Below are 11,793 nucleotides of genomic sequence, written 5' to 3'. Positions count from 1 at the left end.
GCTACAAATGTTGCCACACAAATGGAAGGAAAAGAATAAAGAATGATGGAGATACAACTATAGATGGCTGCTTACCTGGAAAGGAGATATAGCCATTTTTTATAGTGTACTTTATCGGATGCTTACTTTTGACAGTCGCAAGGAGTATATGAATATATAAAAAGAACTACGGGAGCTGGCGAAAGTGCAGTCTCCCGTAGTTCTTTTTATGTTTATATCATTTAGAGATTCAATTATTACAGCATTTATAGTTCTCCCGGCTTTCCTAAATAATAGGTAATAAGCCGTACCTCTCTCACAGAAAATGCCTTTGTCTTCGGATGAAAGTCAGTAGATAGTATCTCATTCATCAATGGCTTGCATCTCCTCATCCACCTTCGGAGTTTATTGACCGAAGCACGAATCGTCAAATCAGGAAAATACATCTGCGCCAACTCTTGTTTATTATAACATTTCACTACAAATTCTGAATGTTCCATCGTTTCTTTATTACTGTTTTATATGCTATAAAGTTACAAAAATTAGAACATATAAACAAAGAAAGAAGAGGCTATTATCCGGTATAATGGGAATAAAAAGAAATATCAACGATCTTCACAGACAGTTGATATAGTGGGAAATTCACATCGGCTTTAACCTCCGATGTCAGGGCGTAGATTAGAAATGCGCCGTCGCGCTATTTCTAATCCACAATGTAGGAGAATCATGCTGTAAACAGCATGAAGCTAGGGACCTACATTTTTTTCATCTCACATACGAAACACTCACGTGTTTATTACATCTCAACATTTTCAACATTTATTTTATACCATATTTTTTTGTTAATTCACCATACATTTATTAGAATCTCATAATTGCCCTTCAATTACTACGCAGTTTGCTTTATCATCATCTCTCAACAAATAATTCCATAAAATATTTTTCATGTTCATCTACTAAATGCTCCCAAGAATATTCTGTTTTTATCTCTTCCAAATTTGCAGATATAAATTTCTCTTTATCTCGTGCAACAATAATATCCATATCATTTAATAACTTGCTCACCTCTATTGCCGTATGATAATATTTGGCATTTTCTTTCAGCACTGATCGATTAAATATATTATCATTAGCTAAAATAAAACAACCTGAAGCCATAGCTTCTAAAAGTGATGGATTTGTTCCTCCTACTGAATGACCGTGAAAATATGCAAAAGAAAACTTACGTATTGAATTCAGTTTATCAAAATCATAAACACCGCCAATAAAACGCACATAACTCTCTTTAGCATATTGAGCCACAAGTTTTTTACCATGAGGGGTATTAGTTTTACCTACAATTATCAATGGTTTACGCCCATTTTCTTTAGAAGCCAAATACCCTTCTATAGCCATTGCAACATTATTCTCAGGTTCTAACCTCGCTACAAGCAAATAATAACCATTCAATTCTAACTTAAATTCTTTCAATACTTCCTGATTGTAATCATCATGTATATCTGCTCCATAAGCAATAAAACGACAAGTTTTACTATATTTCGCCTTATAATAATCATGAATACCCATATTATCAGCAATTAGATAATGGCTGTGTTTCACTGCCTGTCTTTCTTCCCAAAAGACAAATTTCCGTATCCATTTATTAAACTTTGTACGCTTATATTCCAATCCATCCATATTCGTTATAAATATTGGACACTTAATATTCTTCACATTAAACCAAATATAAGCTGGTACAATACTAGTATACCCTGCTTCATAAATAATATCGAACTTTTCCCGTTTCAGTGCATCTTTTAACGAAAAATAATCATAAAAGAAACTCCCAACAGAATTCCCCATCCATGTTTCAGGACTATAAATATGTTTGATACGTACTCCTTTATAAAAATCTTTTTTATAAGGGTGAAAATGAGGAGAATAGACAGTCACTTCGTGACCTCTTTTTGCCAAACCTACAGAAATGTATTCAGCAAACTGCTCAAAGCCCCCATAGTTATTTGGAATACCACGAGTGCCAATAAAAGCTATTTTCATCAGAAATTTTAATATATGAAGGTAAATTGATAACTCTAATATACAAAACAATCTCTTTTTCTCGGAACAAGGTTTCGTGTAGCGAGTCCAATATGAGAGTTTTACTTTTTCTTAAATAAAAGCAGAAATAAATTTATAAAATATCATAATCATTTTTTCAAGCTCTATTTATTTCAGCATCAACCATAGTTACAAAATCGTTTATTTCTTTCTTCTGTTCATAACGTTCACAATCTGAAGTTGTATAATAATTATCTAACACTGGTTTTTTTACTATATCCTCTACTGATTGCCGATACTTATTGATTGATGTAAGTCGGCCAAAACTAGGAAACTCGTCTATCATTTTACGAAAATATGGAATATCCGTTAACAACATAACTTTCTTAAAATAACATGCCATAGCAAAAATACCGCTTTGCGAAGATTTACGATAAGGCAGTAAAACCACATCTGTATGACTATATAAATAGACCAATTCATCATCATTAATATGACGATCAAGCACCCTGTAATCTGTTGATATTCTATGCAATAAACTAAGATCTATATTTTCAACATTTTTACCAGCAATTACAAGTTCGACTTTTTCCCTTACATCATGTGGTAATCTCGCAAATACATCTACAATGATATCAATACCTTTTGCATGACTTAAGTTTCCAAAAAAAAGAAATTTAATTTTACCAATACTCACAAATGCATTAGCAACATCTTTAGATAGTGACTTTTCCTCATATTTTTTCTTAAAAGAATATTTTAAATGAGGTACATATAACATTGGAACTTTTACCCCTATAGCATTCAATATATTTTTTGTACGCTCAGAATGATAAATAAAGCAACGTACATATTTAGTATAATACCAATCAAAGAAACATAAGACACGCGAAGTATCTATATATTTTAAAGCATGTGCTTCATGCATATCACACCATAATCGCCTACTAACCATACTAGGTGACATCATAAATAGATCATAAAGTTCACCATAACACATATAAATATATACTCCTCTCTTGTGAGTAATCATATGTTTCAATAACCGTAGGTAATTTTTCAAAAGCAACAACACTGATATCAGTTTATTCCTACCAAATATAAGAGAGAAAAAAGGTTTCTCTCCTTGTTCGTTAAAAGTAGAAAGTATTTTTACTTGAGATCCCTTCTTTCGTAAAATATCAGCAAATGCTTCATCATAATAATGCATGCCACAGTAAGATCCAATCAAGTCAACTATGTATATTGTTTTCATTTATTATGTCAGTATCTACATTCTTAATTAATCATTCACCTTTTTGTAGTATTTTTTCAGAATAAAATTCGGACATATACATCTAATCATTCTCTTTACTAAAAACTTTAATATTTCAAAATATATAGAACCATGAAATACCCCTATTCTTTGCAATTCATTTAAGTGTCTTACTAAAACTTTAATATTAGGAGCAGATGAAATTCCATTTACATTATCATAAGTAGATATTGTAAACGGTAATTGATGAAAGAGATTTCCTTTTTTATATTGTTCCAGAAAAAATGCATAATCGGCAACAATAGAAAAGTTTGTATCAAATTTAGTCTTTTTCATTAAATCAGTCCGAACAAAACAAGATTGATGTGAAAAACACATATGCAATGGAAGACATTCTAAAGGGTATGGTCTCTTTATAATTTTAGTGAAACCATAATCTAATTCTACAGCACCATAAATAATATCTGATTTATATTCATGCTTAAACACTTGTGATAAAATCGTCTCAGAATAAAATCGATCACCACTATTCATAAAAATCAACCATTCCCCTGTCGCTCTATCAATACCCTTATTCATTGCATGATATACACCACTATCTTTTTCAGAAATCCAAAAGGAAATAGATTTTTCATATCGCCTTATTATATCAACCGTACCATCCCGACTTCCACCATCAATAATTATATATTCGATCCAAGGATATGTTTGTTTTAGTACACTTTCTATCGTATCCTCAATAACAGATACTGAATTATAAGACACTGTTATAACAGTAATTAAAGGATTATCTATTCTCATAAACTGATTTTACTGATCTATTTAAAACAAATCCCATCCCTCCCCATATATAATAAACATAAGGATACTGAAATATATTTACAGAAACAACAGAAACCATTAAGGTAGCAATCATCAACGATGACATTATCAAATAAATATCCGTTTTATATTGCTTCATTTTTTTAAAAAGCACAAACCATAAAAACAAATAAAAGGCACATCCTTGTATCCCTATTTCATAAGCTTGTAATAAAATAGAAGATTCTGCAATATTCCCCCCATCATCATCTATAGTCCCTGTTCCTAGACCATTTCCCCATGGCGTTGACAATAACTGCAAATAAAAATCGTGAACCATATCTCCTCTTGTTGAAGCACTACTTTCTTCACCTGTTAAAGAAGCTACTACAATATTGAAAAATATTGGTTCTAAAATAAAAATAATAGCCATTATTAATACCAAAGCAAATAACATAGCAAACATAAATTTGATTACAACAACGGCTTTCCCTTTATAAAAATTAAATAAAAAGAGTGTTATAAGAACAAGCGCCCAACCAGCTCTAGAAAAAGACATAAACAAGCATCCAGAAACCAAGACAAGGCATAACCAAGAAGAAAATTTATTTATAGATTTAGAAATACATGCCGAATATATCCATAGCCAAACATATGCCATATAGACACCAAACTGATTTGGAGCTCCAATAAGTCCATTCATCCTCTCAATTCCCATTATCGTAAAAGATGGAGTTACATAACTCAAGGCTCCATTCTTATCAATTATATAATGATTCAAAAAAAGATGCCAATCTGATTGAAAGAAAAAATAAATGACAATTCCTGATATACAAAGAATATATGTTACCCAAAGTTGTACAATAAAAAGTTTTTTTATTTGTAATGAAGTAAATTTTAAAGTTGACAAACTAAAAAATAAACCAAAGCAATGAAGATAAATTCTCAATGTCGAGATTGCATCTTTATCATTAGGCAGCAAAAAATAAAAAGCAAAAAGATATAATATAAAAAATAAAAAGACAATCCAATAGTAATAAACCTGCATTTTAACTCTAAACACCTTTTGTAGAAGAAAGAATATTGCAATATCATACCAAAAAGGGAAATAAACATCCCCACCTAGAATTGCAAAACAATGCTTTAATGTGATATGAATAGGAAATAAAATCAATAATGAAGAAAGCACTAAGTATGCACGAGCTCTCCAGCAAAAGATAAAGTAAATTAGTAAAAAGTACAAAGTATACATATAGCAACTATCGATGCTTTAGAAATTTCTTAACTTCCCATTTTAATCGTTCAAAAAAACTTTTATCCCTCCAACTTCCATCACAAAAATGCATACAATAAGATTGTTTGGTTCTTGTCGCAGGATTACCTGCAAAAACTGAGGAATTAAAAATCATCATATTATTTTCCAATAATTGATCCTCGTCTTTATAAACAAATCCATATGCTGTAGCTATTGTTGCCATTATCCCAGGATTAATGACATCTATAAAAAGGCTACCATCTTCTTTGACAAAATGTCTACTTCCAAAGTATTCCAAACATTCCTTTACAAATACATTCCCTTTTTTTGCAGCAAAACATGCAGCCAGCAATCCGCACCCTTCTACTACATCACTTTTTTTCAAAGCGTGACCATCTACATCAACACAATTTCTGCCTGACGAAATATAAATCTGAGGATGATATTCTACAGAGGTAAAAAAATCCCAATTTAAAAACTCATCAAAAGGACGAAATACTTTCACATCAGTATCTAAATATATTCCTCCCTCAGTATATATAGCATAATGCCTAATATAATCTGACGCTAATGACCACTTCCCTTTATTAATAGCTTCCTTAACCCAAGGAACTGAATTTACATCAAATACATTCTCATCCCAACATTTAATTTCATAATCAGGCATTTTCTCCTTCCAAGAATTAATGCAATCTATCACAGAACGAGGCTTAGAAGCATTCCCTAACCAAACATAATGTATTTTCTTTGGTATGTTACTTTCATTTTCCATCTTCATACTTACTTTTTATTATCGTCACATATAGACTAACCAAATCACAATATATAAAATACTCCATATTACAAATGTTTACCACACATTTCCATAAACACAGTTATTTTTGTGAAGAAAGACTTTTTTTTGATGCAGACTTTAAGTTCAAAGAACTCACAACAACAGAATGAAGTCGTCTTATTGTCCAAAAATGATATCCTTTAATAGCACTTATAAAATAATAAACAGTCACTATACGTTCATTTTGAAAAAGCATCAAACATACATTTAAACAAAGCTTTATAAGTATTTTAATATAAGATATATAGTGATAGATAATAGATTTTTTTTCATTTATAGCAAAATCATATGCCATAAGAACAGGTACGGATAATCCAAACCCTTTAGACATAGATACTAAATACTTATAACTCAATCTTTTTTCTGAGAGAACATGAACAAATGTTACTTTCTCCGTTGCTGCAAGCACATAATGTCTAAGCAATATTAACTTTGTTATTTCACTATCATCACCTGCAAGTAAACGATTCCCACATCGACCAGTTAATAATAACACATAATGTGAGTCATATATTTCTTTCAATAATGAAGTCCTGACACACAATCCAGCACCATATAAATAGGTCTCCTCCTTTTGTGGTCCTATAGCATATATTGACAAATGCTTTTTTACAAAATGATGTGGTATCCCTTGAAATTCTGCAACTCCCACCCCACCACAAGCACCTAATAGTGGATTAGACTCCATCATTTCAAACATTTGCCCTATATATGTATCACATAATAAATTATCATCATCACAAAATTGAATATACGAATATTGAGCCTCTTCCACTCCCCTTTTTCGGGCATGAACTAATCCTTGTTTGGGTTCATTAATAACTTTATGTGGTATAGATGCATTATTTAGCAATCTATTTGCAATTACATCTGTGCCATCTGTCGAAGCATTATTTACTACTATAATTTCCCAAGCAATGGAATTATTTAGCTTTTGCTTTAGTAATGCATTCAAACAACGCTCTATAATCCAAGCACTATTATAACAACAAACAATTACACTTACTCCCTTGGACATATTTTTCTTGCTATAAATTCCACATTATCTAAATCAAAGAGCCATGTATCAAAAAATGAACTATTCTTTCCATAAGAATTATCAAAGAAGAAAAAAGGTTTATTTAGCAGAATTGACAAAATTGCAACATGCAATCTTGTTGTATATATATTTTTATATTGAGAAACAAAGTTTACTCCCTGAGCAATAACTCTATTTCTATAATAATAAAAAGCAAATATATCTCCTATTGGAAAATTTGTTTTTATTTGAATACTCACCAATTTATATAAAAGCCGTAAAAGCAATGATTTCTTTTCCATAGAAGGCCAATCCCTTACCTCAACCAACCTTTCTCTCTTAATATATTCATTAAAATCCCAATCTACTATTTCCTTGTCTTTCCGCTTTAATAACAAAGCTTTATCACGTACCTTACCTATAAAGCGATGAATATACTTCAAATTAATATAAAAAGCCATATCTGGAATTAGTAGTATCTGATTAGAAGTACTCATTTTCAACAAATCATAGCTACGTTTATCTCTCACACATATTATTAACCTACTATGCTCTGATAAAAGAGCACATTCTTTTTTTAAAATGAAATCATCTGTATAAAATACTGTTTGTGGAAGAATTACAATTTTATTTTGAGGATATTTTTCTATTATTTTCAAACGAAAAGCTTGATGTTCTATCCATATATCACCAAAATTCCCTCCTCCTTGTAAAAGAATAATAACATTAGAATCTAATATCCCAAAATCAAAAGTGTCTATTGAAGCCCTCTTCAAACATTTATGAGAAAGAGTTCTTAAAAAATTTTCCGTCCCTTCCCATATTAAAACATCTCCAACATTATCATAATATGGAAGTCCCAATAAAACATAGTCATTATCAATAACAGGAATTAATGCCTTTGCAATTTCTGTTCTTAGCTTATTTATCTTTTCATTAAAATCCATGCTTTACCTTAAATAGAATTCGTTTAACAAAGTTTTTAGCATCAGACTTTATTCTTAAAATACGAATCAATCTATTGACCTTCATTTTTTCCACTTCAGTATATTCCTTATTTGATTCGTATAATTTTGTATTCATAAAAGCCTTCATTTTAGGCTGTAACCATTCAGTTCCATAAATCGTTATACGATTTCTCAATTCACCATACGTAGGAGCCCTCAATTCTGGAATGTCACCAAGAGCTAAAAAAGCATGTCCGTTATAACAATGATACTGGTTACAATTATTTCCAACAGGAATGAATTTTATTGGCTTAGTTATATCCTTATATATATTTTGTTTAAAATAAGAACAATAACATTGAGAAGCTTCTCCTGTTCCTATATTCACACTTAAAGACCAATCACCAGCATAACAAAATTCTTTTCTTTTCACTCCAAAAATTGACATCTTATAATCAAAAAACTCGGAATTGAACACTCCCCAAGTTTTCTGATATTCATTACGAGACATTTTTGTTAGAATTGGTAATTTTTCTATTTTACAGCGTTCATCACGAGCAACAGTAACATGATTTAGCGCACCCAAATACTTCAATGCTTCCTCTTTCATTTCATTTATATAAGGAACTAATTCATCAGATGGTGTCGCCTCAAGTGTAAATGAACACCCTACATCACGCATTTTACAAACATTCCCAAAAAAGATATGTAATAGATTCCTTTTTTTTAATTCCAAATAATGATACGAAAATTTGAAAAACAAACGTTCTCTTAACTCTTTTGGAAATTGAGCGATCTCATCAAAACGTTTTGAACACGTTGCATTAGTCACAATCATTACATAATGACCTTCTTCTAATAATGCTTTTGTATACCCAACCACCTCAGCAGGTAATAAAGTCTCACCTCCTCCACATAAATTAATCAAGCATGTACCTCCTAATCTGTCTTTTGATAATGCTTTACGAATAAATGCTGCATCATATCTGAATTTGGGTAATTTTGTATCAAAAAGACGTTGGTGGGTAATATAACAATAATGACATCTTAACGTACAACTCGTTACAGGAACATATCCATCAATGAAACGCTTAATCCTTTCCATAAATATTTAGTTTATATAAATAGCTCCATTCGTTAGCTCTAAAAACTTATCTATTTTATAATTATTCAACAAATCATTAAATAACCATTCATGAGTAAACACAACAATAGTATCTTTCTGTACTAAATCATTCATCCATTCAAGATTCAAGAATGCGTAGTCTGATATTTTCTCAAATCTCAAATCTGTTTTGCAATAAACCAAGCCATTTTTATGGATTGTATCTGAATTTAGTCTATCAACTTCAAAAGAAGTACAATCATAACTTAACCGAGAATCATCTGCTGTCAACAAAACCTTAGTACTTGGTTTTAACAAGTTCAAAAGCTGCATATCACCTTGAAAACCATGTAATCGAACTATACGAGCAACACTTTTATGACCTGCAAATTTCGTTATGCTAGTACACACGTTATTGTAAGATTTCTCAAACTCTTCCAAAGATTGCATATTCATAGATGCAGTACTAGCATGAAAGGCAAATTTTAACCAGTCACTATTTTCCTGAAATTCTTTCTTAAATTTATCAGTAACATAATCTATTCTAAATTTGTCATTTTTCTCATAAACATAGAGTGTAAACTTACTTCCATATTTTTTATGTTTTTCTCTCAAATATGCAAAGAATGAATTTTCAAACAAACTATTGTATTCATTCTCATGCACAGTTATATCATCAAGGCATTGCCACACATCATCATACGAAAAATGAATATTTACATTCTTCACATTTAAAGCTTGCTTTCCATTATCGTGTAACATTAAACTTATACAGAAATACGCAAAAAACAAAAGAGATAATATTTTCAAAAATTTGATTATAACACTAAATTTGAACCTACGAGTATTTTCAATAATAGCTACCTTTTCCTCATTAGAAAGTCCTACAAGATAAACAACCGTAAGAGATATAATAATAGAAACTAAACAAATACAAAGTAGACATAATATTGTAGGAGGGAATATTGTTCTCAAATATAATGGAATAATCAAACTGATTCCAAATGTAATGAAACACCTTAGAATTACATTTTTACTATATTCCAAAGCAGTTATGCCAATATAAATATAAAGAAAATATAAACGACAAAACATAGCTATTAAACTCAAAACTATAATAGCTATAAAAGCTGCTCCCGGTGAATATCCCAAAGCATATAGAGCATATGAAATGGGAAAAGAAATTATTTGTATAAGACTTATTATAATTTGATAATTTCGAATCCTACCAGTAGCTTGAATTGCGGCTCCCATTGTATATACAAAACACTCAACTAAAGATACAGCAATGACTAATTGAGTTAAATAGACTGAATACTCTGGTATCTGTTTAAGCCATAACAACAATATTTCGTGACAATATATTAATATTGGTATTGATATAAGCATAAGTAAGAAAAAAGACACCTTCCCGCCTACAAACAACAAAAATTTTACCCTAACATTATCTCCATTTGAATACGATTTTATTATTTGTGGATTCAAAGCTATTGTAAAATTATTCGTAAAATTCATCACACACCTATTTACTTGTTGTGCAATTGCATTAGCTGCATTTACTGTAGGTCCAAAGAAAATGTTCATCAGTATATTTAGCCCTTGATCTTTTAACAAAGAAGCAAAAGAACCAAATATACTCCAAAAAGAAAAACCAAGCATTTGTCTTAACGCAGGTCTATCAGGATGTAAGTAAACAACACATTCCTTAAATAACTTCTTACAATAAAAAAAATAGAACATAAACATTAGAAATGTAATTATCCAATTACAAATACCTAATGTTATTAACTTATCAAATGGCGCTCTCAATATGACATAAGCAATAGCTAATTTTAATACAGCATCAGAAAGACCTAAGTACGCATAAATCTTCATCCGCTCATGTGCAATTATCAATGAATTGAAAGGAACTTGAATAATAGTCAAAAAAGAAGAAAAAATGGCACATTGAAAAATTATATTACAGGCCAATATTCTATTAGATGGAATAACAAGTTTATAATTTATCAAGTACAAACCAATACTTTCTCCTAAAAGCACAACAATCATAGCAAAAGCACTATGAATAAACAAAGCTGTTGAAAAGATAGCCTGCAACTTCTTAATATTCGAATTTCCCAATTCAAAAGTGAGAAATCTCGATGTTGATACAGCTAAAGAACCATTAATAAAACTAAATAAAACAATAGTACCTGAGATTATATTATTCAAGCCATAATCTACCGCGCCTAATGCATTTAATATTATACGTGATGTAAATAATGTCACTAACATTGTTAACATCATACGTATATATAAAAAAACTGTATTTTTAGCTATAACCTTATTTTGATTTTGTGCCACAATAACCTTTATATAACTAACAAATTACTATCCCTCTAGTATATATTCTATTTCGATTAGCCTTTCGTTACTCAATACTTAGATATATATTTTTCAGATCTTACACAAGTTCTATATATACTAAATCAGTACAATCCACTCTAATACGCATTCTTCTCCCCCACAATCACATTCGCCACAGTCTTATAAATGATATATATGTCAAGCAACATTGTCCA

10 protein-coding genes are annotated in these 11,793 nt (G+C 30.4%); all 10 read right to left on the bottom strand.

Annotation, left to right across the window (positions count from 1 at the left end):
* Positions 1 to 245: 245 nt before the first annotated feature.
* The 10 genes from I2I04_RS22715 to I2I04_RS22670 all read right to left on the bottom strand — a co-directional run bounded on the left by I2I04_RS22715 (position 246) and on the right by I2I04_RS22670 (position 11,575).
* Entirely contained in the window at positions 246 to 479 is a 234-nt protein-coding gene (locus I2I04_RS22715) for a DUF4248 domain-containing protein (RefSeq protein ID WP_008025410.1), read from the bottom strand.
* A gap of 409 nt (positions 480 to 888) precedes the next feature.
* Complete coding sequence (locus I2I04_RS22710) at positions 889 to 2,016, bottom strand: DUF1972 domain-containing protein (protein WP_195655918.1); 1,128 nt, start codon at positions 2,014 to 2,016, stop codon at positions 889 to 891.
* Positions 2,017 to 2,173: 157 nt separating this feature from the next.
* The gene (locus I2I04_RS22705; protein ID WP_195655917.1) at positions 2,174 to 3,271 is read right to left on the bottom strand and encodes a glycosyltransferase; all 1,098 of its coding nucleotides are present in this window, start codon (positions 3,269 to 3,271) and stop codon (positions 2,174 to 2,176) included.
* A gap of 27 nt (positions 3,272 to 3,298) precedes the next feature.
* A complete protein-coding gene (locus I2I04_RS22700) occupies positions 3,299 to 4,072 on the bottom strand; it encodes a glycosyltransferase family 2 protein (RefSeq protein ID WP_195655916.1) in 774 nt (257 codons plus the stop codon).
* The gene (locus I2I04_RS22695; RefSeq protein ID WP_195655915.1) at positions 4,059 to 5,324 is read right to left on the bottom strand and encodes an O-antigen ligase family protein; all 1,266 of its coding nucleotides are present in this window, start codon (positions 5,322 to 5,324) and stop codon (positions 4,059 to 4,061) included. The genes I2I04_RS22700 and I2I04_RS22695 overlap by 14 nt, the downstream gene beginning before the upstream one ends.
* Positions 5,325 to 5,331: 7 nt before the next feature.
* Positions 5,332 to 6,105, bottom strand: coding sequence for a glycosyltransferase family 32 protein (locus tag I2I04_RS22690; RefSeq protein ID WP_229127036.1), 774 nt, complete (start codon positions 6,103 to 6,105; stop codon positions 5,332 to 5,334).
* Positions 6,106 to 6,202: 97 nt separating this feature from the next.
* A complete protein-coding gene (locus I2I04_RS22685) occupies positions 6,203 to 7,180 on the bottom strand; it encodes a glycosyltransferase (RefSeq protein ID WP_195655914.1) in 978 nt (325 codons plus the stop codon).
* Positions 7,165 to 8,127, bottom strand: coding sequence for a polysaccharide pyruvyl transferase family protein (locus tag I2I04_RS22680; protein WP_195655913.1), 963 nt, complete (start codon positions 8,125 to 8,127; stop codon positions 7,165 to 7,167). Before I2I04_RS22680 ends, I2I04_RS22685 begins: the two co-directional genes overlap by 16 nt.
* Positions 8,117 to 9,232, bottom strand: coding sequence for a radical SAM protein (locus tag I2I04_RS22675; protein WP_195655912.1), 1,116 nt, complete (start codon positions 9,230 to 9,232; stop codon positions 8,117 to 8,119). Before I2I04_RS22675 ends, I2I04_RS22680 begins: the two co-directional genes overlap by 11 nt.
* 6 nt (positions 9,233 to 9,238) lie before the next feature.
* On the bottom strand, positions 9,239 to 11,575 hold the full coding sequence (locus tag I2I04_RS22670) for a lipopolysaccharide biosynthesis protein (protein ID WP_195655911.1): 2,337 nt from the start codon (positions 11,573 to 11,575) through the stop codon (positions 9,239 to 9,241).
* Positions 11,576 to 11,793: the final 218 nt, after the last annotated feature.

This window comes from Bacteroides sp. 1001136B_160425_E2, from assembly GCF_015559655.1.
Classification (GTDB): domain Bacteria; phylum Bacteroidota; class Bacteroidia; order Bacteroidales; family Bacteroidaceae; genus Bacteroides; species Bacteroides luhongzhouii.
The sequence above is the reverse complement of the archived record's forward strand: the minus strand, read 5'-3'. Positions and strand labels throughout refer to the sequence as shown.

What these genes read in the sequence shown, in the direction of transcription:
- I2I04_RS22715 (WP_008025410.1), bottom strand. Translation starts at nt 479, where the DNA reads ATGGAACATTCAGAATTTGTAGTGAAATGTTATAATAAACAAGAGTTG.
- I2I04_RS22710 (WP_195655918.1), bottom strand. Translation starts at nt 2,016, where the DNA reads ATGAAAATAGCTTTTATTGGCACTCGTGGTATTCCAAATAACTATGGG.
- I2I04_RS22705 (WP_195655917.1), bottom strand. Translation starts at nt 3,271, where the DNA reads ATGAAAACAATATACATAGTTGACTTGATTGGATCTTACTGTGGCATG.
- I2I04_RS22700 (WP_195655916.1), bottom strand. Translation starts at nt 4,072, where the DNA reads ATGAGAATAGATAATCCTTTAATTACTGTTATAACAGTGTCTTATAAT.
- I2I04_RS22695 (WP_195655915.1), bottom strand. Translation starts at nt 5,324, where the DNA reads ATGTATACTTTGTACTTTTTACTAATTTACTTTATCTTTTGCTGGAGA.
- I2I04_RS22690 (WP_229127036.1), bottom strand. Translation starts at nt 6,105, where the DNA reads ATGAAGATGGAAAATGAAAGTAACATACCAAAGAAAATACATTATGTT.
- I2I04_RS22685 (WP_195655914.1), bottom strand. Translation starts at nt 7,180, where the DNA reads ATGTCCAAGGGAGTAAGTGTAATTGTTTGTTGTTATAATAGTGCTTGG.
- I2I04_RS22680 (WP_195655913.1), bottom strand. Translation starts at nt 8,127, where the DNA reads ATGGATTTTAATGAAAAGATAAATAAGCTAAGAACAGAAATTGCAAAG.
- I2I04_RS22675 (WP_195655912.1), bottom strand. Translation starts at nt 9,232, where the DNA reads ATGGAAAGGATTAAGCGTTTCATTGATGGATATGTTCCTGTAACGAGT.